29 protein-coding genes and 1 other annotated feature are annotated in these 26,646 nt (G+C 52.3%); of the genes, 15 read left to right on the forward strand and 14 right to left on the reverse strand.

Annotated features, from left to right (window positions below; translation table 11 throughout):
- Positions 1–476: 476 nt before the first annotated feature.
- Entirely contained in the window at positions 477–959 is a 483-nt protein-coding gene (gene smpB, locus I6L53_RS05365; RefSeq protein WP_042325938.1) for an SsrA-binding protein SmpB, read from the reverse strand.
- Positions 960–1,128: 169 nt separating this feature from the next.
- Here smpB and I6L53_RS05370 point away from each other — a divergent pair, with 169 nt between their 5' ends.
- Together I6L53_RS05370 and I6L53_RS05375 are read left to right on the forward strand one after the other, a co-directional pair.
- A complete protein-coding gene (locus tag I6L53_RS05370; protein ID WP_042325936.1) occupies positions 1,129–1,566 on the forward strand; it encodes a type II toxin-antitoxin system RatA family toxin in 438 nt (145 codons plus the stop codon).
- Positions 1,556–1,846, forward strand: coding sequence for an RnfH family protein (locus I6L53_RS05375; protein WP_084196690.1), 291 nt, complete (start codon positions 1,556–1,558; stop codon positions 1,844–1,846). Before I6L53_RS05370 ends, I6L53_RS05375 begins: the two co-directional genes overlap by 11 nt.
- 56 nt (positions 1,847–1,902) lie before the next feature.
- Here the strand turns inward: I6L53_RS05375 and bamE are convergent, their stop codons facing one another.
- The 3 genes from bamE to nadK all read right to left on the reverse strand — a co-directional run bounded on the left by bamE (position 1,903) and on the right by nadK (position 5,022).
- Positions 1,903–2,247: an outer membrane protein assembly factor BamE gene (gene bamE, locus I6L53_RS05380; protein ID WP_042325933.1), complete on the reverse strand. Its 345-nt coding sequence runs from the start codon at positions 2,245–2,247 to the stop codon at positions 1,903–1,905.
- A 149-nt stretch (positions 2,248–2,396) separates the two neighbouring features.
- Positions 2,397–4,058 (reverse strand): DNA repair protein RecN, encoded by a 1,662-nt coding sequence (recN, locus tag I6L53_RS05385; protein ID WP_042325930.1) that lies wholly within the window; start codon positions 4,056–4,058, stop codon positions 2,397–2,399.
- 85 nt (positions 4,059–4,143) lie between these two features.
- Entirely contained in the window at positions 4,144–5,022 is an 879-nt protein-coding gene (nadK, locus tag I6L53_RS05390) for an NAD(+) kinase (RefSeq protein ID WP_042325929.1), read from the reverse strand.
- Positions 5,023–5,144: 122 nt separating this feature from the next.
- Between nadK and grpE the strand changes: the two genes are divergently transcribed.
- Positions 5,145–5,738 carry a nucleotide exchange factor GrpE gene (gene grpE, locus I6L53_RS05395; protein ID WP_042325925.1) on the forward strand — a complete coding sequence of 198 codons (594 nt, stop codon included), beginning with the start codon at positions 5,145–5,147 and terminating at the stop codon, positions 5,736–5,738.
- A gap of 79 nt (positions 5,739–5,817) precedes the next feature.
- Here grpE and I6L53_RS05400 read toward each other — a convergent pair whose 3' ends face one another.
- Positions 5,818–7,104 carry an HlyC/CorC family transporter gene (locus tag I6L53_RS05400; protein WP_102601129.1) on the reverse strand — a complete coding sequence of 429 codons (1,287 nt, stop codon included), beginning with the start codon at positions 7,102–7,104 and terminating at the stop codon, positions 5,818–5,820.
- A gap of 19 nt (positions 7,105–7,123) precedes the next feature.
- On the reverse strand, positions 7,124–7,915 hold the full coding sequence (locus tag I6L53_RS05405) for a cytochrome C assembly family protein (protein WP_042325922.1): 792 nt from the start codon (positions 7,913–7,915) through the stop codon (positions 7,124–7,126).
- 165 nt (positions 7,916–8,080) lie between these two features.
- On the opposite strand from I6L53_RS05405, the gene ffh reads away from it, so the two are divergent.
- The 7 genes from ffh (at position 8,081) to I6L53_RS05440 (ending at position 13,680) form a co-directional block, all read left to right on the forward strand.
- Complete coding sequence (gene ffh / locus I6L53_RS05410) at positions 8,081–9,442, forward strand: signal recognition particle protein (protein ID WP_042325920.1); 1,362 nt, start codon at positions 8,081–8,083, stop codon at positions 9,440–9,442.
- 255 nt (positions 9,443–9,697) lie between these two features.
- A complete protein-coding gene (rpsP, locus tag I6L53_RS05415; protein WP_042325918.1) occupies positions 9,698–9,946 on the forward strand; it encodes a 30S ribosomal protein S16 in 249 nt (82 codons plus the stop codon).
- Positions 9,947–9,964: 18 nt separating this feature from the next.
- Positions 9,965–10,513, forward strand: coding sequence for a ribosome maturation factor RimM (rimM, locus tag I6L53_RS05420; RefSeq protein ID WP_042325915.1), 549 nt, complete (start codon positions 9,965–9,967; stop codon positions 10,511–10,513).
- Positions 10,514–10,557: 44 nt separating this feature from the next.
- On the forward strand, positions 10,558–11,325 hold the full coding sequence (gene trmD, locus I6L53_RS05425) for a tRNA (guanosine(37)-N1)-methyltransferase TrmD (protein WP_042325913.1): 768 nt from the start codon (positions 10,558–10,560) through the stop codon (positions 11,323–11,325).
- A 40-nt stretch (positions 11,326–11,365) separates the two neighbouring features.
- Positions 11,366–11,713, forward strand: coding sequence for a 50S ribosomal protein L19 (gene rplS / locus I6L53_RS05430; protein ID WP_000065254.1), 348 nt, complete (start codon positions 11,366–11,368; stop codon positions 11,711–11,713).
- 140 nt (positions 11,714–11,853) lie between these two features.
- Complete coding sequence (locus tag I6L53_RS05435) at positions 11,854–12,264, forward strand: DUF2946 domain-containing protein (protein WP_042325912.1); 411 nt, start codon at positions 11,854–11,856, stop codon at positions 12,262–12,264.
- 57 nt (positions 12,265–12,321) lie between these two features.
- Entirely contained in the window at positions 12,322–13,680 is a 1,359-nt protein-coding gene (locus I6L53_RS05440; RefSeq protein ID WP_042325910.1) for a PepSY-associated TM helix domain-containing protein, read from the forward strand.
- Between the two features lie 3 nt (positions 13,681–13,683).
- Here I6L53_RS05440 and I6L53_RS05445 read toward each other — a convergent pair whose 3' ends face one another.
- The 4 genes from I6L53_RS05445 to I6L53_RS05460 form a co-directional block, all read right to left on the reverse strand.
- The gene (locus tag I6L53_RS05445; RefSeq protein ID WP_042325908.1) at positions 13,684–14,166 is read right to left on the reverse strand and encodes an OmpA family protein; all 483 of its coding nucleotides are present in this window, start codon (positions 14,164–14,166) and stop codon (positions 13,684–13,686) included.
- Positions 14,167–14,181: 15 nt separating this feature from the next.
- Positions 14,182–15,405 (reverse strand): diguanylate cyclase DgcN/YfiN, encoded by a 1,224-nt coding sequence (gene dgcN / locus I6L53_RS05450; RefSeq protein ID WP_042325906.1) that lies wholly within the window; start codon positions 15,403–15,405, stop codon positions 14,182–14,184.
- Positions 15,398–15,916, reverse strand: a complete 519-nt coding sequence (gene yfiR / locus I6L53_RS05455; protein WP_042325904.1) for a regulatory sequestration protein YfiR — start codon at positions 15,914–15,916, stop codon at positions 15,398–15,400. The genes dgcN and yfiR overlap by 8 nt, the downstream gene beginning before the upstream one ends.
- A gap of 140 nt (positions 15,917–16,056) precedes the next feature.
- A complete protein-coding gene (locus I6L53_RS05460) occupies positions 16,057–16,431 on the reverse strand; it encodes a DUF2799 domain-containing protein (protein ID WP_042325902.1) in 375 nt (124 codons plus the stop codon).
- 214 nt (positions 16,432–16,645) lie between these two features.
- Between I6L53_RS05460 and aroF the strand changes: the two genes are divergently transcribed.
- Both aroF and tyrA read left to right on the forward strand, forming a co-directional pair.
- The gene (gene aroF, locus I6L53_RS05465) at positions 16,646–17,716 is read left to right on the forward strand and encodes a 3-deoxy-7-phosphoheptulonate synthase AroF (protein ID WP_042325901.1); all 1,071 of its coding nucleotides are present in this window, start codon (positions 16,646–16,648) and stop codon (positions 17,714–17,716) included.
- Positions 17,717–17,726: 10 nt separating this feature from the next.
- A complete protein-coding gene (gene tyrA, locus I6L53_RS05470) occupies positions 17,727–18,848 on the forward strand; it encodes a bifunctional chorismate mutase/prephenate dehydrogenase (protein ID WP_042325899.1) in 1,122 nt (373 codons plus the stop codon).
- Positions 18,849–18,899: 51 nt separating this feature from the next.
- Here tyrA and pheA read toward each other — a convergent pair whose 3' ends face one another.
- The 4 genes from pheA to bamD form a co-directional block, all read right to left on the reverse strand.
- Positions 18,900–20,060 (reverse strand): bifunctional chorismate mutase/prephenate dehydratase, encoded by a 1,161-nt coding sequence (pheA, locus tag I6L53_RS05475; protein ID WP_042325897.1) that lies wholly within the window; start codon positions 20,058–20,060, stop codon positions 18,900–18,902.
- A 22-nt stretch (positions 20,061–20,082) separates the two neighbouring features.
- Positions 20,083–20,207: a sequence feature (Phe leader region), on the reverse strand.
- Positions 20,159–20,206 carry a pheA operon leader peptide PheL gene (pheL, locus tag I6L53_RS05480; protein WP_100249759.1) on the reverse strand — a complete coding sequence of 16 codons (48 nt, stop codon included), beginning with the start codon at positions 20,204–20,206 and terminating at the stop codon, positions 20,159–20,161. Its footprint overlaps the feature before it by 48 nt.
- A gap of 102 nt (positions 20,208–20,309) precedes the next feature.
- Positions 20,310–20,648: a ribosome-associated translation inhibitor RaiA gene (raiA, locus tag I6L53_RS05485; protein ID WP_003031244.1), complete on the reverse strand. Its 339-nt coding sequence runs from the start codon at positions 20,646–20,648 to the stop codon at positions 20,310–20,312.
- 271 nt (positions 20,649–20,919) lie between these two features.
- Positions 20,920–21,657: an outer membrane protein assembly factor BamD gene (gene bamD, locus I6L53_RS05490; protein WP_042325895.1), complete on the reverse strand. Its 738-nt coding sequence runs from the start codon at positions 21,655–21,657 to the stop codon at positions 20,920–20,922.
- A gap of 131 nt (positions 21,658–21,788) precedes the next feature.
- Here bamD and rluD point away from each other — a divergent pair, with 131 nt between their 5' ends.
- The 3 genes from rluD (at position 21,789) to clpB (ending at position 26,200) form a co-directional block, all read left to right on the forward strand.
- Positions 21,789–22,769, forward strand: coding sequence for a 23S rRNA pseudouridine(1911/1915/1917) synthase RluD (gene rluD, locus I6L53_RS05495; RefSeq protein ID WP_042325893.1), 981 nt, complete (start codon positions 21,789–21,791; stop codon positions 22,767–22,769).
- The gene (gene yfiH, locus I6L53_RS05500; RefSeq protein ID WP_042325891.1) at positions 22,766–23,497 is read left to right on the forward strand and encodes a purine nucleoside phosphorylase YfiH; all 732 of its coding nucleotides are present in this window, start codon (positions 22,766–22,768) and stop codon (positions 23,495–23,497) included. Before rluD ends, yfiH begins: the two co-directional genes overlap by 4 nt.
- A gap of 129 nt (positions 23,498–23,626) precedes the next feature.
- On the forward strand, positions 23,627–26,200 hold the full coding sequence (clpB, locus tag I6L53_RS05505; protein ID WP_042325889.1) for an ATP-dependent chaperone ClpB: 2,574 nt from the start codon (positions 23,627–23,629) through the stop codon (positions 26,198–26,200).
- Positions 26,201–26,646 lie beyond the last annotated feature (446 nt).

Here is a 26,646-nt window from a genome sequence, read left to right on the forward strand (position 1 = left end):
TTTCTGTTGCGCTGAGTAATCCTTTGTTTTTTTGCTTCACTGGTACTTTCGTATTAGATGATATAGACAGAAAGATTTAATTCTGCAACTTAAGGTATATTTGTAATTTGTTTAGCAGCAGTGAAATATATGTGGTTTTGCTCCGGTTAGCGAAGTCTGGTGGTGGGGTTTAAAAGAGCACTTGCTTTATTGTGTTGTATTTAAAAGGGTTTTGTTTTTTTAAAGACCGTCGGGGTAATTGATTTCTTGTACAAATTGTATTGGTATTCGTGAGTTTTAAAATGTCAAAAAAATTATTTGAAGTATTGGGTAATTGGGCTATGAGTATAATGTGAAAATGGTTGAGGATATATTCTTATCAGCTTTAATGTTTTAGCAAAAATAGAAATAAAGAAGGGAGGATATATTTTTTGAGATTCAAGGAGTAAATAACAATGACCCACCCCGGATGCGAGGCAGGTCACATAAAAATGCCGTTAGCGTCCGGCATTTTTCATAATACGCGCTTTATCGAGCTGCCATTCCCGTTCCTTCAGATCGGAACGTTTGTCGTGCTGTTTCTTGCCCTTCGCCACGCCAATTTTGACTTTGCACCAGGCATTTTTCCAGTACAGAGAAAGGGCGACAACGGTGTAGCCTTCACGATTCACACGGCCATACAGTGAGTCAAGTTCACGCTGATTCAGCAGAAGTTTACGGGTTCGGGTGGGATCGCATACCACGTGCGTAGAGGCCACCGCCATCGGCGTAAAGTTAGCGCCGAACAGGTAAGCTTCGCCGTCTTTCAGGATCACATAGCTGTCGCCAATGTTAGCCTTACCGGCGCGCAGGGATTTCACTTCCCACCCTTGCAGGGCAAGTCCCGCTTCGAACTCTTCTTCGATAAAGTATTCGTGTCTCGCGCGCTTGTTTAGCGCGATGGTGGCTGAGCCAGGTTTGTGTGCTTTTTTCTTCGTCATAGTGCCGCTCAGTATAGGTAATCTGGAATTGAAAAACACCCCATTTCATCCTTCGGGGGGCAAGGGGATATCTTAGCATGAACAAGGTTGTACCCTGTTGCGGGATAGCGTTTTTTTTACCTTGTGATAAATGGTATTATTTGTTCGATTTTTGTTGATGGAAATAGCTATGCCGCAGATTAGTCGAACCGCGTTAGTCCCTTACAGTGCGGAACAGATGTATCAGTTAGTGAATGACGTTCAGTCCTACCCTCAATTTTTACCGGGTTGCACCGGTAGTCGCGTTCTCGAGTCTACGCCGGGACAGATGACGGCTGCAGTGGATGTCTCTAAGGCGGGGATCAGTAAGACGTTCACCACGCGAAATCAGTTAACCAGCAATCAGAGTATCCTGATGCAACTGGTCGACGGCCCGTTCAAAAAACTGATTGGCGGCTGGAAATTTACACCGCTGAGTACGGATGCCTGTCGCATTGAGTTTCATCTCGATTTTGAGTTTACCAACAAGCTGATTGAGCTGGCGTTTGGCCGAATCTTCAAAGAGCTGGCATCCAATATGGTGCAGGCATTTACGGTTCGTGCTAAAGAGGTCTACCGTGTCGCCTAAGATTGTCGTTGAGGTAGCCTATGCGCTGCCTGAGAAACAGTACCTGCAACGGGTGACGTTGCAACCGGGGGCGACGGTCGAAGAGGCTATCCGCGCGTCGGGATTACTGGAACTGCGTACCGACATCGATCTGACACAAAACAAAGTCGGTATCTACAGCCGTCCGGTTAAACTGGCGGATGTGTTACAGGATGGCGACCGGGTTGAAATTTACCGTCCGCTGATTGCCGATCCGAAAGAGTTGCGTAGACAACGAGCAGAGAAATCGACGAAAAAATAGCGGATAACAAAAAAAGGTGCTCCTGGAGCACCTTTTTTTGTTATCAGAAGACAAACTTACTGGTTGTTGGTCAACGCAGGTTTGTTATCGATATTAGTCAATACGCCGCTGCTGTTGAAGGTCAGCGTCAGCGTTTGCTGCGTGACGCCTTCATGGCCCGGCTGTTGACGGAACACATAGAACCAGGTGTTGGTGCCAAACGGATCGGACATCATCGGCGTACCCAGCGCATAGGCAACCTGTTGTTGCGTCATGCCCACACGAACTTTGGATACATCGTTCGCGGTCAGATAGTTCCCCTGGTTGATATCAGGGCGGTAAACCACTCGCTCCAGAGTGGAACAGCCTGCGGTCAACATCAATAATACTGCTGCGGCAGCAGTCAGCGTTTTACAGCGCATAGTGATTTGATTCCTTTTCGGGCCCGAGCAGTACGTGGCTCATATGTAATATGCCGATGATAATAGACCTTTCACCACTTTAAAACCTTTTGCTTACGGGTCCGACGGCGTTTTTGTTGTCTACTCTGACCGTTAAGGTGCAAAAAAGTTTACGCCGCCAGCAGTTCTTTCGCATTTGCGAGAGTGTTTCGCGTCACTTCGCTGCCACCCAGCAGGCGTGCCAGCTCTTGCAAGCGTGCACGTTTATCCAGCGGTTGCATGTGCGTTTCGGTCATTTCACCGTCTGTCTCTTTGCTGACAAAAAAGTGCTGATGACCGCATCCCGCGACCTGGGGAAGGTGGGTGACGCACATAACCTGCGTTGATTCACCGAGCTGACGCAACAATTTTCCAACGACTGCTGCGGTTGGGCCGCTGATGCCGACGTCGACTTCATCGAAAATCAGCGCCGGGGTTTCCATCTTACGTGCGGTAATCACCTGAATCGCGAGGGCAATACGCGACAGTTCCCCCCCGGAAGCCACTTTGGCAATCGGCTGCATCGGCTGACCTGGGTTGGTGGTCACTTTAAACTCAACGCGGTCCGCGCCATCCTGGCTGAGATGATGCTCATCAAACGTTACGTCGATAGTGAAACGGCCATGTGGCATAGAGAGTGAGTGCATGCTATCGGTAATCAAAGCGCTCAGTTCTTGTGCATAATGTTGACGCTGCTCATGCAGCGCTTTCGCCGCCTCCAGCGCCTGCTGGCGATGTTTATTCACGGACAGGGTCAGGGTTTCCAGGGAGTCCGCCTGATCGTCGAGTTGCTGCTGTTCCTCCAGCAACGACTGATAATATTGCGGCAGCGCTTCCGGACTGACGTGATGTTTACGGGCCAGTGAAATTTGCTTCGAGAGGCGCTGTTCCAGTTCGAACAGGCGATTAGGATCGAGATCCAGGCGATCGCAATAGTGGCGCAGTTCATCGCTGGCTTCCGTTAACTGAATGGTCGCCTCTTCCAGCATATCGAGAATCCCTGAGAGCTTACCGTCCATGCTAACCAGTTCACTGACCAGCTGCTTTGCGGTATACAGCTGACTTTGCAGGTTTACATCTTCGCCGTCCGCCATCAATGACAGTGCATTCTGGCTGGTGGAGAGGAGCAGACCGCTGTTGGCCAGCCGTTTGTACTCTTCATCAATCTGCTCAAACTCACCCGCCTGCGGGTTAAATTCGTTCAGCTCTTTAAGCTGATACTGCAGCAGTTCCGCACGGGCGGCACGTTCCTGGCTCTGCTGCTGGTGGTGTGCTAAATCACGGCAGCTCTGGTGCCAGAGTTGGTAGCGCGCAGCCATATCTTGTCTCAGCCCGGATTCATTCGCGTAACCATCGAGCAGGGATTTTTGATGTTCGGATTTGGTCAGTAACTGATGCGCGTGCTGGCCGTGAATTTGAATGAGCAGTTGCCCCAGTTCGCGAAGCTGAGAAAGAGGAACCGCCGTTCCGTTGATAAAGCCACGGGAACGTCCATCACTACTGATCACGCGGCGGAGTAAACACTCACGTCCTTCTTCAAGCTGGTTTTCTTCCAGCCAGCGCAGAGCGGCAGGGGTGTCCTTCAGCGAAAAGCGGGCGCACAGGTCGGCACGACTGGCACCAGCGCGAACCATGTCGGCTTCAGCGCGACCACCGAGGCACAAGCCGAGCGCATCAATTGCAATGGATTTACCCGCCCCGGTTTCACCCGTGATGACGGTCATTCCGCTCTGAAAATCGATCTCAAGTTCACGAACGATAGCAAAATTGCTGATGGTCAGTTGTGCCAACATAGTCGTTTTCCTGTATGAAAAACCATAACTGTAATTACATACAGTATAAACTGGTTTTTTATACAGTAAAGAGGTTGGCGTTAAATTAAAATAATTTTTTTGACCAGCCCAGTTTTGTGCTTAATGTATTGAAATAGCTGTAATCTTTCGGATGGATGAGATTCAGATGGTAATCACAGCGGCGGATTAACACATCTTCACCTTCCTGGATCGGCAGTGCGATCTGGCTGTCACAACTGATTTCGAGATCGTTACGGCGATGCGAGAAGCGCAGGCGAATGGTGCTGCTGCTGTTGATGACCAACGGGCGCGCCGAAAGGGTATGCGGAAACATCGGCACCAGCGTGATGGCGTCAAGCGATGGGGTCAGAATCGGTCCGCCGGCTGACAGGGAATAGGCAGTGGAACCGGTTGGGGTTGAAATAATCAGACCGTCGGAGCGCTGGGAGAAGGCAAAACTTTCGTCAATATAAACTTCAAACTCAATCATGTGCGCGACTTTACCGGGATGCAGCACGACCTCGTTAATGGCGGTACTGATGCGCTTCTGACAGTCTTTCTGACATACCTGCGCTTCCAACAGAAAGCGTTTTTCCGCGACGTAATGGCCTTCGAGAACGTCGGCGAGTTGTTGCTGTGCGTTATCGGGATCAAGGTCGGTCAGAAAGCCGAGATTGCCACGGTTGATACCGATCACCTTGATGTCGTATCGCGCCAGGGTACGTGCGGCGCCGAGCATGTTGCCGTCGCCCCCGACGACGACCGCGAGATCCGCCTGCTGACCAATTTCCGCTAGGGTGCCGATTTTCACATTCTTCAACTGCAACTCGTGAGCGATTTGCTGCTCGACAATGACCTCATACCCTTTTGTGCATAACCAGCGGTAGAGCATTTCATGTGTTGTGAGTGCCGTGGGGTGACGGGGATGCCCCACAATGCCGATACACTTGAAATGATTATTCATTTTTTCGAGGTCCTTGTGATGAAGATTGATGACAATGTGAGTGCTTCCCTTGAAACCCTGAATCTGATCCCCATAATAAGCGAAGTTAGCGAGATGAATGCGAAAAAAACGCGGAGAAATTCATGAGTAGTAAAGAACAGAAAACGCCTGAGGGGCAAGCCCCGGAAGAAATTATCATGGATCAGCACGAAGAAGTTGAGGCGGTTGAATCAGACGCTTCTGCTGAGCAGGTGGATCCGCGCGATGAAAAAATTGCGAATCTGGAAGCGCAGCTTAGCGAAGCTCAGACCCGTGAACGTGATGCGGTGCTGCGCATAAAAGCGGACATGGAAAACCTGCGTCGTCGTACCGAGCTGGATATTGAGAAGGCACACAAGTTCGCGCTGGAGAAATTCGTCAACGAACTGCTGCCGGTGATTGATAGCCTGGATCGCGCGCTGGAAGTGGCGGACAAAGCTAATCCGGATATGAAGCCGATGGTGGAAGGGATCGAACTGACCCTGAAATCGATGCTGGATGTGGTGCGCAAATTTGGCGTTGAAGTGATTGCTGAGACAAACGTCGCGCTGGATCCGAACGTGCATCAGGCGATCGCGATGGTCGAGTCTGAAGATATCGCGCCGGGCAACGTGCTGGGTATCATGCAGAAAGGCTATACGCTGAACGGTCGTACTATCCGTGCGGCGATGGTCACCGTTGCGAAGGCGAAAGGCTAATTCCTATCCGGCGTATTGCCGGATAGCGCTGACGCTTATCCGGCCTACGGCCCGTTGGAATATCCGCGGGCCGTTATCGTTACTCTGCGACGCTTTCCCGTAGCGGTTTAACGGGCAATACTTTGACCTGCTTAATCATATTCTCCTGGACGTCGAGAATATCGATATCGTATTGACCGATGCGCACGCGAGTGCCCGCAATCGGGATCTCCTCAAGAGCTTCCAGAATCACGCCATTTACCGTACGCGCGTCGTCTTCTGGCAGATGCCAGTTAAACGCTTTATTAATTTCCCGCACGTTGGCGCTGCCATCGATGATCACCGAACCGTCATTCTGCGGAGTCACTTCCTCCGCCAGCGTAGGTGACATTGAGGTAGTAAAGTCGCCGACAATCTCTTCGAGAATATCCTCCACCGTGACCAGCCCCTGAATATCACCATATTCATTGACCACCAGGCCGACTTTCTTTTTATTGCGCTGAAATTTGATGAGTTGCGTGCTGAGCGGCGTACCCTCCGGGACGAAGTAAATCTCATCGGCGGCGCGCAGCATGGTCTCTTTGGTGAACTCTTTCTTTTCCGACATCAACCGCCAGGCTTCGCGCACGCGCAGCATGCTGATGGCATCATCCAGCGAATCACGGTACAGCACAATGCGCCCGTGCGGCGAGTGCGACAACTGACGTACGATAGACTTCCAGTCGTCGTTGATATCAATGCCGATGATTTCACTGCGCGGCACCATGATGTCATCAACGCTGACCTTTTCCAGATCGAGTACCGACAGCAGCATATCCTGGTTGCGCCGGGAGATTTGGGCGCGGGATTCATTCACGATGGTACGCAGCTCGTCTTTACTCAGTGAACCGCTGATGACGATATCGGTTTTAATGCCCATCATGCGCATCAGCAATCGGGTGATCGTGTTGAGCAACCAGACCAGCGGCATCATCAGAATCTGCAACGGAGCCAGCAGGAAACTGCTGGGATAGGCCACTTTTTCCGGATAGAGCGCAGCAATGGTTTTCGGCAGAACCTCGGCAAACACCAGCACGACGAAGGTCAACACGCCGGTGGCGATGGCAACACCGGCATCGCCATACAGGCGCATACCAACGATAGTGCCAAGCGCCGAGGCGAGGATATTAACCAGGTTATTGCCAATCAGCACCAGGCTTATCAGGCGATCGGGTTTACGCAGCAGCTTTTCAACGCGCTTTGCCGGACGATTCCCTTGTTTAGCCAGGTGACGTAAGCGGTAGCGATTCAGGGTCATCATTCCGGTTTCGGAACCGGAAAAATAGGCGGAAATGACCACCATGACGATCAGTGTGACGATCAGCGTGGTGGTGGAGATGTGTTCCAGGGGGCGCCTCCTTTAAGGCTTAGCTGACAAACTGCTGCAATATCCGGCTACCGAAATAGGCCAACGTCAGGATCCCGGCGCCCGCGACGTTAAACCACACGACACGACGACCGCGCCAGCCTTCATGATAATGCCCCCACAACAGAACAATATAGACAAACCATGCGACGATAGAGAGAACCGCTTTGTCGATATTTTCCATGCTGAACAGATTGTGCATGTAAAACAGGCCGGTACACAGGGTGAGCGTCAACAGAACCACGCCAATTTGCGTGATGTGGAACATCTTGCGCTCGATGCTCATCAGCGGCGGCATTTCGTTATTGAACGCCAGCTTTTTGTTTTTAAGCTGATAGTCGATCCAGGCCAGTTGCAGCGCGTACAGTGCGGCGATAATGAGCGTCGCATAAGAGAACAGCGACAGCCCGATGTGGATCATCATCCCCGGCGTGGCTTCGAGATGGGTGATGAATTCATTTGGCATGAAGGTCGCGAAGGCCAGATTGATTAGCGCGAAGGCATATACCACCGGCAGCAGCAGCCATCCACGGTTGCGTGAGGCGACAATGGTCATCACCGTACAAATCATCAGGCTGACCAACGAGCCGACGTTCAGCAGGCTTAGATTTTGTCCGCTGTCGCCACCCGGCAGAATGCGGGCTTCTAGCGCGACGGCATGACACACCAGCGCGACAACCGCAGAAAGAATGGCCATACGCCGCCAGCCGCTATTTTTTTGCAGCAAAGCAGGGACGATCAGCGCGAGGCTGATGGAGTAGGCGACAAGGGCGAGCAGAGCAAAAACGGGCATAGTGGTGTCGACAGTTGGCCAGTGAGAAAGAGAAGCAGTATAGCGTTACGTGACCGCGGCTCCAACCGTTGCATAACAACAAAGACGGCTTCATGTTATACTGCGGCAAATTTATGTTCATGTGTCGCTTAAGCGACCAACCGTTTCCACCCCAGGCGAGAGACAATGTTTGATAATTTAACCGATCGTTTGTCGCGCACGCTGCGCAATATCAGTGGCCGTGGACGCCTTACTGAAGACAACGTTAAAGAGACGCTGCGCGAAGTGCGCATGGCGCTGCTGGAGGCTGACGTTGCGCTGCCGGTAGTGCGAGAGTTTATCAATCGCGTAAAAGAGAAAGCGGTTGGACATGAAGTTAACAAGAGCCTGACGCCAGGACAGGAGTTCGTCAAGATTGTTCGTAACGAACTCGTGGCGGCGATGGGCGAAGAAAACCAGAGCCTGAATCTGGCGGCGCAGCCGCCAGCCGTGGTGCTGATGGCGGGCCTGCAGGGTGCTGGTAAAACGACCAGCGTCGGTAAGCTGGGTAAATTCCTGCGCGAAAAGCACAAGAAGAAAGTGCTGGTCGTCTCTGCCGACGTATATCGCCCGGCGGCGATTAAACAGCTGGAGACGCTGGCTGAGCAGGTAGGCGTTGATTTCTTCCCCTCGGATGTCGGTCAGAAGCCGGTCGATATCGTTAATGCGGCGTTGAAAGAAGCCAAACTCAAGTTCTACGACGTGCTGCTGGTGGATACCGCCGGTCGTCTGCACGTTGACGAAGCGATGATGGACGAAATCAAACAGGTCCATGCTTCTATCAATCCGGTAGAAACCCTGTTTGTGGTCGATGCGATGACCGGTCAGGATGCGGCGAATACCGCGAAGGCGTTTAACGAAGCGCTGCCGCTGACCGGCGTGGTGCTGACCAAAGTCGACGGTGACGCCCGTGGCGGTGCCGCACTTTCTATTCGTCATATTACCGGCAAGCCGATCAAATTCCTCGGCGTTGGCGAGAAAACCGAGGCGCTGGAGCCGTTCCATCCGGATCGTATCGCGTCACGTATTCTTGGCATGGGTGACGTGCTGTCGCTGATCGAAGATATCGAAAGTAAAGTTGACCGCGCGCAGGCTGAGAAGCTGGCGACTAAACTGAAAAAGGGCGATGGTTTCGATCTGACCGACTTCCTGGAACAGTTGCGGCAGATGAAAAACATGGGCGGCATGGCGAGCCTGATGGGTAAGCTGCCAGGCATGGGGCAGATCCCCGATAACGTAAAATCACAGATGGATGACAAAGTGCTGGTGCGCATGGAGGCGATCATTAACTCGATGACGCTGAAAGAGCGCGCGAAGCCGGAAATCATCAAAGGATCCCGTAAACGCCGCATCGCGCAGGGCTGCGGTATGCAGGTGCAGGATGTAAACCGCCTTCTGAAACAGTTCGACGACATGCAGCGCATGATGAAGAAGATGAAGAAGGGGGGAATGGCGAAGATGATGAGAAGTATGAAAGGGATGATGCCCCCAGGGTTCCCCGGCCGCTAATCTTTACAGGCCTGGCTTATTTGCCATTTCGGCACCGGGGTGTGCTCGCCATCCTCACGTACTGCGTGTACGCTCCGGTGGCTGCGCGCACGCCGGCACCGAACTGACTGCATCGCCTACGGCCTTCTGCGACAGAGTTTTCAACTGCTGATTGCAATTTCCCCAGAAATCAGTAAAATTTTCGGGCTTTTAATATGACACCCGGGCTCCGTTCCTCGATGGGGCCCGGTTGTTTTATTCACACAAGAGGATGTTATGGTAACTATTCGTTTAGCTCGTCACGGCGCTAAAAAGCGTCCGTTCTACCAGGTTGTTGTTACTGACAGCCGTAACGCACGTAACGGTCGCTTCATTGAGCGCGTTGGCTTCTTTAACCCAATCGCTAGCGAAAAAGAAGAAGGCACTCGCCTGGATCTGGATCGCATCGCTCACTGGGTTGGCCAGGGCGCGACCATTTCTGATCGCGTAGCTACGCTGATCAAAGAAGTAAGCAAAGCAGCTTAATCTGTCACGGTGGTCATGATGAGCAAGCAACTCACTGCGCAAGCACCTGTGGACCCGATTGTTTTAGGGAAAATGGGATCGTCTTACGGTATTCGTGGTTGGCTCAGAGTGTTTTCTTCCACTGAAGACGCCGAAAGCATTTTTGACTATCAGCCCTGGTTTATCCAGAAGGCGGGTCAGTGGCAGCAAGTACAGCTGGAAAGCTGGAAGCACCACAATCAGGATCTGATCATCAAGCTGAAAGGCGTTGAAGATCGGGATGCTGCGAATCTGCTGACCAATTGCGAAATTGTCGTGGATTCTACGCAACTGCCAAAACTGGAAGAGGGTGACTACTACTGGAAAGACCTGATGGGCTGCCAGGTAGTGACCACAGAAGGCTACGATCTCGGGAAAGTCGTCGACATGATGGAAACCGGATCGAATGACGTCATCGTCATTAAGGCAAACCTGAAAGATGCGTTTGGTATCAAGGAACGCCTCGTGCCGTTCCTCGATGGGCAGGTTATCAAGAAAGTCGATCTCACTACGCGGACTATCGAAGTAGATTGGGATCCTGGTTTTTAAACCACCGGATAAGCGGTAAATGACGGCGTGATGGGGATTGGCTTGTGTTTATAGGTATCGTTAGCCTGTTTCCAGAAATGTTTCGTGCAATTACCGATTACGGGGTAACTGGCCGGGCTGTTAAAAATGGCCTGCTGAACATCCAGAGCTGGAGTCCTCGTGACTTCGCGCATGACCGGCACCGTACCGTGGACGATCGTCCTTACGGCGGCGGACCGGGGATGTTAATGATGGTACAACCCTTACGGGATGCCATTCATGCAGCAAAAAGCGCGGCGGGTGAAGGCGCTAAGGTGATTTATCTGTCACCTCAGGGACGCAAGCTTGATCAAGCGGGCGTCAGCGAACTGGCTACGAATCAAAAGCTGATTCTGGTATGTGGTCGCTACGAAGGCATAGATGAGCGCGTGATCCAAACCGAAATTGACGAAGAATGGTCAATCGGTGATTACGTTCTCAGCGGTGGAGAGTTACCGGCAATGGTACTGATTGACTCTGTTTCCCGGTTTATTCCGGGGGTTCTGGGTCATGAAGCATCGGCAACGGAAGATTCCTTTGCGGATGGGTTGCTGGACTGCCCGCACTATACCCGACCTGAAGTGTTAGAAGAGATGGACGTCCCGGCAGTGTTACTGTCAGGAAACCATGCTGAGATACGTCGCTGGCGTTTGAAACAGTCGCTGGGCCGCACCTGGCTTAGAAGACCTGAACTTCTGGAAAACCTGGCTCTGACTGAAGAGCAAGCAAGGTTGCTGGCGGAGTTCAAAACGGAACACGCGCAACAGCAACATAAACATGATGGGATGGCGTAAGCCCCCAATTATCAGTTTACCCAGGATAAGAGATTAAATTATGAGCAACATTATTAAGCAACTTGAACAAGAGCAGATGAAGCAGGACGTACCTTCCTTCCGTCCGGGTGATACCGTGGAAGTGAAAGTATGGGTTGTTGAAGGTTCCAAAAAACGTCTGCAGGCATTCGAGGGCGTGGTTATCGCTATTCGTAACCGCGGTCTGCACTCTGCATTCACTGTTCGTAAAATTTCCAACGGCGAAGGCGTTGAGCGTGTCTTCCAGACCCACTCTCCGGTTGTTGACAGCATTACTGTCAAACGTCGTGGTGCCGTTCGTAAAGCTAAACTGTACTACCTGCGTGAGCGTACTGGTAAGGCTGCTCGTATCAAAGAGCGTCTTAACTAAGATATCGCTCAGGCGACATCCTGTCAGAAGGGCTGGCCAATTGGCTGGCCCTTTTTTATCTCGGTAATGTTCGTGGCGTTAACCTTCAGTTCATAAATCATTTACAATGTTCCTCGTTCGCAGCGAGCGGGGCAGGTGTTATGGGTAAAATTCGTCAGTCAGGTTTTCAGCAGCGTGCGGCATGTCTCGCGCTGTTTGCGATCCTGCTGATTGTTATTGCCCCGTTGATCTCCGTGGCGCTGCAAAAAGATCCGATGAGCGCAATGCCCGGTATGCATCATGAGATGAGTACGATGGCAGAGTTCGGAGAGCATGACCGAGGTTCTCCTCCTGTCCCGATCCCCGTCGATCACGGCGAAGCCTGTGGCTACTGTGTATTACTGGCTCACGTTCCCGGGATTATTCTGGCCCTGGTTATTCTGCTCTGCGGTGTCCTGCTCAGGGTGCAAGACAACCCCATTCGTCCGACGGTTCAACACTGGCACTTCTTCCCCTGGCTGTATCCTGATACTCGCGCGCCGCCGCGCAGGTCTGTGCTTTCCTGTTTCTGAAAATAAGATTGTGCGCATAAGCGTCACGACACTCTTTTGCTTTTTCTGAGGAAAAGTATGACAACCTGCACACCGCGCGCGGCATGGATAACCCTGCTGCGACGCCTTCATTTCTACATCGGCCTGTTTGTCGGGCCATTTATCTTTGTTGCTGCGCTGACCGGCACGCTATATGTGGCGACGCCGCAACTGGAAGAGACTATTTATGCTCAGGCACTTAACGGGACGATGCAGGGAGAGCCGCAATCGCTGGCGGCACAGGTTGCTATCGCCCAGCAGGTGACCGGCGGGCACCTGCGGCTGCACGCCGTTCGCCCCGGACTGGAGCCTGGCGATACAACGCGAGTCATGTTTGTCGACCCGGCACTGGCGGCCTCTGAACATCGGGCCATTTTTATCGATCCGGTGACTCTGGCCGTCAAAGGCGATATGCCGGTGTACGGCACCAGCGGCATTCTGCCACTGCGTCAGTGGATTGACTATGCCCACCGCTCACTGCTGTTGGGGGAGGTTGGGCGCATTTACAGTGAACTGGCGGCATCCTGGATGTGGGTGGCGGCGCTGGGCGGTATCGCGCTCTGGTGGTTTACGCGTCCCCGTCGTCGGTTGAACAATCCGCTACAAAACCAGCGGCGTCTGCACGTTACGCTGGGATGGCTGCTGTTAGTTGGAATGCTGTTGTTTTCGGCAACCGGACTGACCTGGTCACAGTGGGCAGGCGGCAACGTGGATAAAATGCGCGCGGCGTTTGGCTGGCTGACGCCACAGCTTAACGCTCAGCTCCATGGACCTCGCCAGCTTCAGGATGAACATGCCGACCATCATGGCGGCAGGGTGATGCCAGAGGCCCACGTGGATATTCGTCAGTTCGATGCCGTATTACAGACCGCGCAACAAACAGGACTGAATGCGCTCCGGCTGGAAATCCGCCCGCCGAAGGATGCGCAGCACGGCTGGACGGTGACGGAGATCGATCGCCGCTGGCCTACCCAGGTTGACGCTATTGCTGTCGATCCGGCAACACGGCAGGTGACCGACCGCACCCGGTTTGCCGACTTCCCGCTCATGGCGAAGTTAACGCGATGGGGCGTCGATTTTCATATGGGTATTCTGCTGGGATGGCCGAACCAACTGCTGCTGATCGGCTTTGGCACAGGGCTATGCCTGATGATCGTGATTGGCTATCGATTGTGGTGGATCCGCCGCCCAGCGAGACCTTCAGCCAGCCCGGCACAGACGCTGGTTCACAGTTGGCTTTTGTTGAGTATGCGGGGGCGTGTTAGCGTCGTGCTGTTGGCGATTGCGCTGGGAGTGGCAATGCCGGTGCTGGGGGGAAGTCTGCTGCTGTTCATGCTGATCGACTGGCTGCGCTGGGTTCACGCGTCACGTACGGTGTTCACGCAGTCAGTCGACTGAGGATTAAGGCGTGCTGATGACCACGGCGACGCGGCGGTTTTCAGCACGTCCTTTCGCGGACTGGTTGCTGGCGATCGGGTATTTCTTCCCTAATCCCTGGGTGGTCAGGTTGGTGCGCGGAACTTTCGCGCCCTCTGACCATGCGTCGGCCACGACATTGGCGCGCTTGAGCGATAATGCCTCATTGTAGCTGTCCTCGCCGTAGTTATCGGTGTGTCCATCCATGCGTGCATGGTTCAGACCTACTGAGGCCAGGCGAGCGGCCATCGACTCGATCTGCTGCTGGCTTTCCGCACGCAGCTTGTAGTCATTCTTATCAAACAAAATGGTGTCGGAAAGCCCCAGGGACCAGTCCCCCGCGGATTCAGTAAATCCGTACGATTGCATAGCCGCTATCTGCTCAGGGGTGAATTTACCCTGTGGAGCCTGACAGCCTGCCAGCAGTAGCGTGGCAAGAATGAGTGGGGATAAAAGACGCTTAAGCATGTGTGTATTCCTTTTTTATTTAATCGAGCGCTCTGTGCGCTGATGTTTCGCCTGATACATATTGCGATCGGCTAATTCTTGTAATTTCTCGGCGGAAGCGTGTTCCCAGGTCAGCGCGTAACCCATACTCAGCGTCATACTGACTAAATGGCCGTTATGCAGGTCAAAAGGACGATTAAACTCTTGCGACAGCGCGGCGCTGATTCGCTGGACTTCATAGTCTGAATGTACGCCGTAAAGAACGACGGCAAACTCATCTCCGCCGAGGCGATAAGGGATATGACGGTTGCCACCAAATTCAGCCAGTCGTCTGGCGACTTCAATCAGGACGCGATCGCCTGCGGCATGCCCCCAGGTATCATTCACGAATTTGAAGTTATCACCATCAAGAAACAGGAGTGCTGAGCTGCTGCGGGCGGAGTTGTCGTTCATCAGAGCGCTAATACTGCTACGAAAAGCCGCGCGGTTTGCCAGACCCGTCAGCGGATCGTGCAGTGCCGTTCGCAGTAATTGCGCATTTTTGGCCTGCAAACGTAGTTGCCACTCTTCCATTTCATCCAACAGGCTGTTGAAGTCCTGGGCAAAATTGTGGAACTCTTCAATCCGCTCTTCAGAGACGCGGCGGGAGAAATTGCGGTTGGTACGCACATCGTGTACCACCTCGGTGATATTTTGCAGCGCCTCAACCACGCCACGGTGCAGATGTCGCGTCAGCAAAATGGCAATACCGGAGGCCAGCAGAATCGACCCGGTAAGCACGGCCAGGGAAAGCCAGATGAAGTGGCTGATTAAACTGTCACGCGCGGTAAGTCGAACTTCGCCAATAATTTCACCGCTGTGCCAGACGGGCTGGGCAACGGGTAAGGGAAAGAGCCAGTGGCTGATAAAATCGCCCAGCTTATCGTCGTTCTCTTGCGCGTTATAGCGCCAGGAGGCAATGACATTCTGATTATTGTCGCGAACTTCAGCGACGGAAAATTGCCCCTGTTGGCCGAGTGCGGCCAGTGTTTCTGCGGCAGCGGCATCATCAGTGAATACCAACGCGGCTTCCAGGCTATGAGTCATTGTCGCCGCTGTGAGCTCGAGATTTTTTTGCGCATACTGTTTTAACGTCAGTACCGAGGCAACACACAGCAGCAGCCAGATCAGCGTCATGGTTACGATCACGCTGGTGATGTTGATGCGTCGCAACGCTCGCTTAAACGTTGGACGGGGGGGTGAGGAATGAGCCTTATCCATGCTTTTTATTCCGTGCGAGCATCAATACATCCGGATTGACTCTTACGCCACTGCGTGACAAGGAATCCAGATTAACGGCGAATCTGACATCATTATTGTTAATAACCAGACAAAAGGCGCTACCAATAATGCATTCGGCATTCTGTTCTGCAATTAATAACAACGCCTTAGACGGATATTTATTGGTTAATTCAACCTGAGCAGCGGGAGATTCACTGCCGAAATAAACACCATCACAGCGAGCAGCTAATGCTTCTTGTTCGGTGTTAATAATGACGGGTTGATAAGGCAGCGGCGTATCACTGCTGTCCCCCAGTACGTTGGCAAACCGGGAAGACGAGAAAATGCACAGTCTGGGCGGCCCTGAGAGGGCTGGCCAGCGCGTATAACTGACGATGCCAGAGACCATGGTGCGAACGTTCTTCGCCGCATCAGGGATGTTATTCGCAAAAACTGGCGATCCTGCCAGCAAAAGCATTAACAGCATCAAGCGTCGGTGAGAAGTGAACATAACGATTTCCTCACCAGCATCTTTTATCAGTCATCAAAATACATCCATGTTCTGTTTAAAGCAAAATAACATTATTTTTGCGGAGCGTCATTATACCTTATAGATTAACGGATGTGCCTTAAGCTAAATCTGACTAAATATTAATTCAGACGCGTTGAGCCAGCATTTTCATCAGCACCTTGTTGCCAGGCTTCACGCAACTGGCTGGCATTTTCTACCGTATCGCAACTGGCGGGGAAGGTTTTCCCCGTCACACCTCTGGCATAGGCAAAGTTTTGCTGACAGGTTTTACGTTGGCCTTCAGCGTAACCTTTGAGGTATTGCGGACGATCCACCTCCGGGTCATTAAAAGTATCGGCCAGCGTTTCATTATCTTTAACCGCAACACCGGAAATCGCATCTTCAATGCCGACGTCATACCAGTCGGTGCTGGTCCATGTTGGTGCGTGAGTGTAAGGATCGATCTGACAGCCGCTGAGCAGAAAAATCACTGCGATACCGACTATTCTCATCATTGCCTGCTCTCCTGTTTTTTCAAAGCATAGCGGATCGCGTAACAAATAGATGTAAATTATTTTATACGGTTTATGAGGCGTTAAATCGAATAAATATCACTACTGTAACGTAATGTTTACGTATTTTGGATTGATATCTTTACTCGTTGTGGTATCGTTACGTCATCCTCACTGAGGAAAACTATCGCAAACGAGCTAAAACAGGATCGCCATCATGCAAAAAGACGCGCTGAACAACGTACACATTACCGACGAACAGGTTCTGATGACCCCGGAACAACTTAAAGCGGAATTTCCGCTGAGCCTGGCGCAAGAGGCGCAAATCGCCCAGTCGCGCAAAACCATTTCTGACATTATTGCCGGTCGCGATCCGCGCCTGTTGGTGGTGTGTGGTCCGTGCTCCATTCACGATCCTGAAACGGCCCTGGAATATGCTCGTCGATTTAAAGCCCTTGCCGCAGAGGTCAGCGATAGCCTCTATCTGGTGATGCGCGTCTATTTTGAAAAACCCCGTACCACCGTTGGCTGGAAAGGGTTAATTAACGATCCTCATATGGATGGCTCTTTTGACGTTGAAGCCGGTCTGAAAATTGCGCGTCAGCTGCTGCTTGAACTGGTCAATATGGGACTGCCGCTGGCGACGGAAGCGCTGGATCCAAATAGTCCTCAGTACCTGGGCGATCTGTTTAGCTGGTCGGCGATTGGTGCGCGCACCACGGAATCACAAACGCACCGTGAAATGGCGTCGGGTCTGTCGATGCCGGTGGGTTTCAAAAACGGCACCGATGGTAGCCTGGCGACGGCGATCAACGCCATGCGTGCGGCGGCGCAGTCACACCGTTTTGTCGGTATTAACCAGGCCGGTCAGGTTGCGCTGCTGCAAACTCAGGGTAACCCGGACGGTCATGTGATCCTGCGCGGCGGCAAAGCGCCTAACTACAGCCCGGCAGACGTCGCGCAATGCGAAAAAGAGATGGAACAGGCGGGACTGCGACCGTCACTGATGGTAGATTGCAGTCATGGTAACTCCAATAAAGATTACCGTCGTCAGCCTGCCGTGGCGGAGTCAGTGGTTGCACAAATTAAAGATGGCAACCGTTCAATCATCGGCCTGATGATTGAAAGTAACATTCACGAAGGCAACCAGTCCTCCGAGCAACCGCGCAGCGAAATGAAGTACGGTGTGTCCGTTACCGATGCCTGCATCAGTTGGGAAATGACGGACGCGTTGCTGCGTGAAATTAACAAAGACTTGAACGGCCAGTTGGCGGCGCGCCAGGCTTAAGAGGTTCGTTATGGTTGCTGAGTTGACCGCGTTACGCGATCAAATTGATGAAGTAGACAAGGCGCTGCTGGATTTGCTGGCGCGCCGTCTGGAACTGGTGGCTGAAGTCGGTGAAGTCAAAAGCCGCTTTGGTCTGCCGATTTACGTACCAGAGCGCGAAGCCTCGATGCTGGCGTCGCGCCGTGCGGAAGCGGAAGCGCTCGGCGTACCACCCGATCTGATTGAGGACGTGCTGCGACGGGTGATGCGTGAGTCCTATTCCAGTGAGAACGATAAAGGGTTTAAGACGCTATGTCCTTCTCTGCGCCCGGTGGTCATTGTCGGCGGGGGCGGGCAGATGGGACGGTTGTTCGAGAAAATGCTCACCCTGTCGGGGTATCAGGTGCGGATCCTCGAACAGCATGATTGGGATCGCGCGCAGGAGATCGTCGCGGATGCCGGCATGGTGATTGTCAGCGTACCGATCCACCTGACGGAATCGGTGATCGGCAAGTTACCGCCGTTGCCGGTTGACTGTATTCTGGTCGATCTGGCTTCAGTGAAAAATGGTCCCTTACAGGCGATGCTGGCGGCGCACGACGGTCCTGTGCTCGGTCTGCACCCGATGTTCGGCCCGGACAGCGGTAGCCTGGCAAAGCAGGTGGTGGTCTGGTGCGACGGGCGCAATCCGGAAGCCTATCAGTGGTTCCTGGAGCAGATTCAGGTCTGGGGTGCGCGACTGCACCGTATCAGCGCCGTCGAGCACGATCAGAACATGGCGTTCATTCAGGCGCTGCGCCACTTTGCCACCTTTGCCTATGGTCTGCATCTGGCGGAAGAAAACGTGCAGCTTGAACAGCTGCTGGCACTTTCTTCACCGATTTACCGTCTTGAACTGGCGATGGTCGGGCGACTGTTCGCCCAGGATCCACAGCTTTACGCCGATATCATCATGTCGTCGGAGAGCAATCTGGCACTGATTAAACGCTACTACAAACGTTTTGGCGAAGCGATTAGCCTGCTGGAGCAGGGGGATAAACAGGCGTTTATCGACAGCTTCCGCAAAGTTGAGCATTGGTTCGGTGACTACGCGAAGCGCTTCCAGAGCGAGAGCCGGACGCTATTGCGCCAGGCGAATGACAGTCGCGCTTGATGCGCGTTGCCGGAAAGAAAAAGCCAGTGTCTACCCACTGGCTTTTTTGTTTTAGCTCGGATCGACGGGTACCACGTTCTCACTGGGATAGCAGCCAAGAACCTTCATGGAGCGGGTAATTTCGCCCAACTCCTTGAGCGCTTTTTGCATCTGTGGGGATTCCAGATTGGCCTGGATATCGAGATAAAACATCTCTTCCCACGGATTGCCGTGTATTGGACGGGACTCCAGTTTAGTCATGATCAAATTGTGATTACGCATCACCAGCAGCGCTTCCACCAGGGCGCCCGCCTGTTGTCCTGTCGCCATCAGCAGCGTGGTTTTCGCCGGCACCTGGTCGGAGACGTTGATCGCTTTACGCGCCAGCACGATAAAGCGAGTGATGTTCTGCGTCTGATTCGCTTCGATACGTTCCAGAACCTGTAATCCATGCAACACGCCACCGGCTTCGCTTCCGAGTGCGGCAACGCGCGGAGAGTTCGCCTGAGCGACCTTTTCCATTGCGGCGGAGGTGCTTTCGGTGTACTCAATTTTCCAGTGCGGATAACGATTAAGAAATTTGCTGCATTGCTGGAACGGCTGCGGATGACTGTATACCGTTTCGATGGTATCCAGGTCTGTTGTTCCGCAAACCAGTACGCAGTGGTCGATAGCGATCGTCATCTCGCCCACAATTGATAACGACGTGTGCTGCAGCAGATCGTAGACATCGTTAATTCCACCGGAGCTGGTATTTTCAATGGGCACGACCGCGTAGTCGGCCTGACCGGTTTCGACCTGATTAAAAATATCAGCGAATTTTGCACAGCCGCTTTCAATAAACTGTTCAAAGTGACGTGCTGCGTATTGGCGTGCCGCGAGATGTGAGTAAGAACCTTTTGGCCCCAGGAACGCCACGCGTGCAGAATGCGGGTTGGTTTTATTCAGATGTTGCTGGAGCAGCGCCTGCTGGGTGAGAACGGAATCTTCGATGATGAGCTGAAAAAGGCGGGTGATGTAGTGCGCATCAAGGTGGTGTGCTTTGCCAAGCGTAATCAGTCTGTCCAGCAGATCGCGCTCGCGGTCGATATCCCGCACCGGGCGATGGGATTCGAGCTTGGCTTTACCGACTTCAACCGCCAGCTCACGTCGCTCGGCCAGTAACGCCAGCAATTTTTCATCCAGCGTGCTGATTTTATCGCGCAGCGCCAGTAATGGGTTTTCCGATGTCATAGTGTTGCCTTTATTGTTATCAATAAAAAAGGCCCCCCGGTGTGGGAGGCCTTATTGTTCGTCTTCGCATTCTTTTTCACACGACGAAAGCCTCCCATTCAGGGGAAGGTAAAAAAGAATGCGAAGAAAAACGGGGTGAGTTTCATATCAGTTTCCTTATGTGATGTGAGTAAAGTACCCGTACTGTTTTCACCCTGTCAACAAAAAACGCGCCCGAAGGCGCGTTGGCGATACACTCAATGTAAGGGACTACTCTTCTTCTGCTTCGACGAAGTTGGCGTCTTTTACTGAAGTTGTTGCACGACGGGCTTCGCCTTTGTGCTGCACTTTATTGAGCTGCCGTTCCAGCTTGTTGATCAAATCGTTAATAGCGGTGTACATATCTTCGTGTTTTGCGCTGGCGACCAGATGTCCGTTCGGTGTATTGATGGTGGCATCAGCAATGAAACCCTGTGGCTCCTTGGACAGAATGATATGTGGATTAATTAGGTGAGTTTGCCATTTTTCAAGTTTGGCGAGACGGTCTGCGACATGTTGGCGAATTGCCGGAGTAATTTCCATTTGTTTACTGGTAATGTTCATTGTCATAAATTTTACCTCTTGTCTTTCCCGTCTTGGTGATCCCAGCATACCGTTCCTAATGTCAAAATGTGTGATTTAAATCACATTATTTTGTCACTTTTTGTCAAGGAAACCTTTTTGTGAGTTATCGCAGGAAGAGGTGATTATTAACTTGAGGAAAGCCAGAAAGCAGGCCATATTTGATGGGTTGCGTCACGCAAAAGTCATCAGCGTTATGACGCGAAAAGAATAAAACAACGGCAGCTTTGAGGCTGCCGTTTTTGCATCTGAAAATCGATCAGGTGTTGCTGCTGTTGGCGGCGATAATCTTCGCCACTTTGTCAGCCTGCGACGTCATCTGCATTTCGCGGTAGGCGTTTTCCATCAGCGGCAGGGCGTCACGCGTTGCCTGCGTATCCGGGAAATCACGCAACATGCCTTCTACACGGTTAACTACGGCAACCCATGCGCCGCGCTTGGTGTAGTAATCCGCAACGGAATACTCATACTTTGCCAGACGATCTTTCAGGAACACCAGACGTTTGGTGGCGTCGGTAGTGTACTGGCTGTTCGGATAACCGCGAACCAGTTTCGAAAAGTCGTTGAACGCAGCTCGCGCATGCTGAGGATCTCGGTCGCTACGATCGACACCAAAGAACCCTTGTAATGCGCTGTCATCTAACGCCATATTGGTCAGGCCACGCATATACATGACATAATCAATGTTAGGATGAGTAGGGTTCAGGCGGATAAAGCGATCGATGGCTGCCTGAGCAAGCGGCAGATCGGCGTTTTTATAGTAGGCGTAGATGAGATCTAACTGCACCTGCTGAGAATAAGGACCAAATGGATAGCGGTTATCCAACGCTTCCAATTGCGTTATTGCCTGTTTCCAGTTACCGTCCTGCAGCTTTTGCTGAGCAGTCGCGTAGATTTCATTAGGCGGATTATCGGGCACCTCTTCCTTTGAACCAGAGCAACCCGCCAAAAACAGGCTCAACGTGGCTGCTGCCACCAGATATTTCATGCGCGTCATGACGTTTTGACTTTCCTCAAAATGTTTTACGGGAGATTCTCTGTTCCTGCTCCCGGTTAAGACCAGCTACAATAGCACACTATATTAAACGGCAAAGCCGTAAAACCCAACGTTAAACGAAGAAGCTGTATATGGCACAACGAGTACAACTCACCGCAACGGTATCCGAAAATCAACTCGGTCAACGCTTAGATCAAGCTTTGGCCGAAATGTTCCCTGATTATTCGCGATCGCGCATAAAAGATTGGATTCTTGATCGGCGCGTGTTGGTCAACGGTAAACTTTGCGACAAACCAAAAGAAAAAGTGTTAGGCGGCGAACTGGTCGCCATCGATGCTGAAATCGATGAAGAAATCCGCTTCGAGCCTCAGGATATCCCACTGGATATCGTTTATGAAGATGATGACATCATTGTTATCAACAAGCCGCGCGATCTGGTTGTCCACCCTGGAGCGGGTAATCCGGACGGCACGGTTCTGAATGCGTTACTGCATTATTATCCGCCGATTGCTGATGTTCCACGTGCGGGGATTGTCCATCGTCTGGATAAAGACACCACTGGGCTAATGGTGGTCGCGAAAACCGTTCCGGCACAGACGCGTCTGGTTGAAGCGTTGCAGTTGCGTGAAATCACCCGTGAATACGAAGCGGTAGCGATCGGTCATATGACCGCAGGCGGCACGGTGGAAGAACCCATCAGCCGTCACCCGACGAAGCGTACCCATATGGCGGTGCATCCGATGGGGAAACCGGCGGTCACGCACTATCGCATTATGGAACACTTCCGTGTGCACACGCGTCTGCGGCTGCGTCTGGAGACCGGACGTACGCACCAGATCCGCGTGCATATGGCGCATATTACCCATCCGCTGGTGGGCGATCAGGTGTACGGTGGTCGTCCGCGTCCGCCGAAAGGGGCGTCGGATGCCTTTATCTCTACATTGCGTAAATTCGACCGTCAGGCGCTGCATGCCACTATGCTACGTCTGTATCACCCCATTTCCGGTATCGAAATGGAGTGGCATGCGCCAATCCCGCAGGATATGGTTGAACTGATTGACGCGATGCGCGCCGATTTCGAAGAGCATAAGGATGACGTGGCCTGGCTATGAGTGAGCTTATTGTCCCGCAGTGGCCTCTGCCGAAAAGCGTGGCGGCCTGTAGTTCGACCCGTACAGGCGGCGTAAGTTTGCCGCCGTATGACGCATTAAATCTGGGGGCCCACTGCGGCGATAACCCGGAGCATGTCGACGAGAACCGCAGACGTCTGTTTGCTGCGGGCAATCTGCCTTCAAAACCGGTTTGGCTGGAGCAGGTTCATGGGAAAGATGTTCTGAAACTGACCGGCGGACCTTACGCCTCTAAACGGGCGGATGCGTCATACAGTAATACGCCGGGCACCGTTTGCGCGGTGATGACGGCGGACTGTCTGCCCGTGTTGTTCTGCAACCGGGCGGGTACCGAAGTGGCGGCAGCCCATGCGGGCTGGCGTGGATTATGTGAAGGCGTACTGGAAGAGACGGTGGCCTGCTTTGTTGACAAGCCAGAAAATATTCTTGCCTGGTTAGGTCCGGCGATTGGTCCAGCAGCGTTTGAAGTTGGGCCAGAGGTGCGCGAGGCATTTATCGCCAAAGAGGCTAACGCGCATGAAGCCTTTGTGCCACACGGTGAAAAATATCTGGCGAATATTTACCAGCTTGCACGTCAGCGCCTGGCAAAGGTTGGCATTGAGCAAATTTATGGCGGTGACCGCTGTACTTTTAGTGAAAATGAGACTTTCTTCTCTTATCGTCGCGACAAGACCACGGGGCGTATGGCAAGTTTTATTTGGCTGATATAACCTAAAGAATCAAGACGATCCGGTACGCGTAATTTTCTTTTCACATAATTCAGGTCAAAAACCTTGAATAATTGAGGGATGACCTCATTTAATCTCCAGTAGCAAATTTGACCTGTTATGGGAGGAGTTATGCGTCTGGATCGTCTTACTAACAAATTCCAGCTTGCTCTTGCCGATGCCCAGTCACTCGCACTGGGGCACGACAACCAATTCATCGAACCTCTTCATTTAATGAGCGCCTTGCTGAATCAGGAAGGGGGTTCGGTTCGTCCTTTATTAACCTCTGCCGGCATTAATGCCGGACAGCTACGCACTGCCATCGATCAGGCACTGAGTCGTTTACCTCAGGTGGAAGGCACCGGCGGCGACGTCCAGCCGTCTCAGGATCTGGTGCGCGTACTGAATCTTTGCGACAAGCTGGCGCAAAAGCGAGGGGACAACTTTATTTCGTCAGAACTGTTCGTTCTGGCGGCGCTTGAGTCGCGCGGTACATTGCCCGATTTACTGAAATCGGCTGGTGCAACTACCGCTAATATTACTCAGGCAATTGAACAAATGCGTGGAGGTGAAAGCGTGAACGACCAGGGGGCTGAAGACCAACGTCAGGCCTTGAAAAAATACACCGTCGATCTGACCGAGCGTGCCGAGCAGGGCAAGCTTGACCCGGTTATCGGTCGTGACGAAGAGATCCGCCGTACTATTCAGGTGCTGCAACGTCGTACTAAAAACAACCCGGTGTTAATCGGTGAGCCTGGCGTCGGTAAAACGGCGATTGTCGAAGGGCTGGCACAGCGAATCATTAATGGTGAAGTCCCGGAAGGGTTAAAAGGTCGTCGCGTACTGGCGCTGGATATGGGCGCGCTCGTGGCGGGGGCAAAATACCGTGGTGAATTTGAAGAGCGCTTAAAAGGCGTACTCACCGATCTCGCCAAACAGGAAGGGAATGTCATCCTGTTCATTGACGAACTGCACACTATGGTAGGCGCGGGTAAAGCGGATGGCGCAATGGACGCCGGGAACATGCTGAAACCGGCGCTGGCGCGTGGGGAGCTGCACTGCGTTGGGGCGACAACGCTCGACGAGTATCGCCAGTACATCGAAAAAGATGCGGCACTGGAACGTCGTTTCCAGAAAGTGTTCGTGGCAGAACCTTCCGTGGAAGATACCATCGCGATTCTTCGTGGTCTTAAAGAGCGTTATGAACTGCATCACCATGTACAAATTACTGACCCGGCGATCGTTGCTGCTGCCACGCTGTCTCATCGATATATTGCCGACCGTCAGTTGCCGGATAAAGCTATCGACCTGATCGATGAAGCGGCATCCAGCATCCGTATGCAGATTGACTCCAAGCCGGAAGAGCTGGACAGACTCGACCGCCGTATTATCCAGCTCAAACTGGAACAGCAGGCGCTGATGAAAGAGTCTGATGAGGCGAGTAAAAAACGTCTCGATATGCTTAACGAAGAACTGGACGACAAAGAGCGTCAGTATTCTGAATTAGAAGAAGAGTGGAAAGCGGAAAAAGCGTCGCTCTCCGGAACACAGACGATTAAAGCCGAGCTGGAACAGGCGAAGATTGCCATTGAACAGGCTCGTCGTGTTGGCGATCTGGCGCGGATGTCAGAATTACAGTACGGCAAAATTCCTGAACTGGAAAAACAGCTGGAAGCCGCGACTCTGTCTGAAGGCAAAACCATGCGTCTGCTGCGTAATAAAGTGACGGATGCGGAAATTGCCGAAGTACTGGCGCGCTGGACGGGTATTCCCGTCGCGAGAATGCTGGAAGGTGAGCGCGAAAAGCTGTTGCGTATGGAGCAGGAGTTACATAGCCGCGTGATCGGGCAGAACGAAGCGGTAGAAGCGGTATCGAATGCGATTCGTCGTAGTCGTGCGGGTCTTGCCGATCCAAACCGCCCGATTGGCTCGTTCCTGTTCCTCGGCCCAACCGGGGTAGGTAAAACCGAACTGTGTAAAGCGCTGGCAAACTTTATGTTTGATAGTGATGATGCAATGGTGCGTATCGACATGTCCGAGTTTATGGAGAAACACTCCGTGTCTCGTCTGGTGGGGGCGCCTCCGGGATATGTCGGTTATGAAGAGGGGGGGTACCTGACAGAAGCCGTTCGTCGTCGTCCATATTCTGTCATTCTGTTAGATGAAGTTGAAAAAGCGCATCCTGATGTGTTCAACATTCTTCTGCAGGTACTGGATGATGGTCGCCTGACTGACGGACAGGGTAGAACGGTCGACTTCCGTAATACGGTGGTCATTATGACCTCTAACCTGGGTTCCGATCTGATTCAGGAACGCTTCGGCGATCTGGACTACAGCCATATGAAAGACCTGGTGTTAGGCGTGGTGAGCCACAACTTCCGCCCGGAATTTATAAACCGTATAGATGAGGTTGTTGTATTCCATCCGCTGGGTGAACAACACATCGCGTCTATTGCGCAGATCCAATTGCAGCGCCTGTATAAACGTCTGGAAGAACGTGGCTATGAAATCCACATCTCCGATGAGGCCCTGAAACTGCTGAGCGCGAATGGTTATGATCCGGTGTATGGGGCTCGCCCGTTGAAACGTGCAATCCAACAGCAGATCGAAAACCCGCTGGCGCAGCAAATCCTGTCTGGTGAGTTAATTCCAGGCAAAACGATTCGTCTTGAAGTAAATGACGATCGCATTGTTGCAGTACAGTAATTCCTGATGAAATAAAAAATGGGCTCTGCGGAGCCCATTTTTGTTTAAAAACCAGGCTAAAATGATGTTTTATGGGGTGGTTTGCCTGGAAAATGAGCAATTGATAAGTTTTTTGTATTTTTGACTTGTCAGCCCGAAATAACTCCCTATAATGCGCCTCCACTGACACGGAACAACGGCACGCAAGCCGCCGGGTCAGCGGGGTTCAGCAATGAACGCCCACAGAGAAAAGCGAAATAAATGCTTGACTCTGAAGCGGGAAAGCGTATTATGCACACCCCGCGCCGCTGAGAAAAAGCGAAGCGGCACTGCTCTTTAACAATTTATCAGACAATCTGTGTGGGCACTCAAAGTGACATGGATTCTTAACGTCGCAAGACGAAAAATGAATACCAAGTCTCTGAGTGAACACGTAATTCATTACGAAGTTTAATTCACGAGCATCA

It is taken from the genome of Citrobacter farmeri (assembly GCF_019048065.1).
GTDB classification, from domain to species: domain Bacteria; phylum Pseudomonadota; class Gammaproteobacteria; order Enterobacterales; family Enterobacteriaceae; genus Citrobacter_A; species Citrobacter_A farmeri.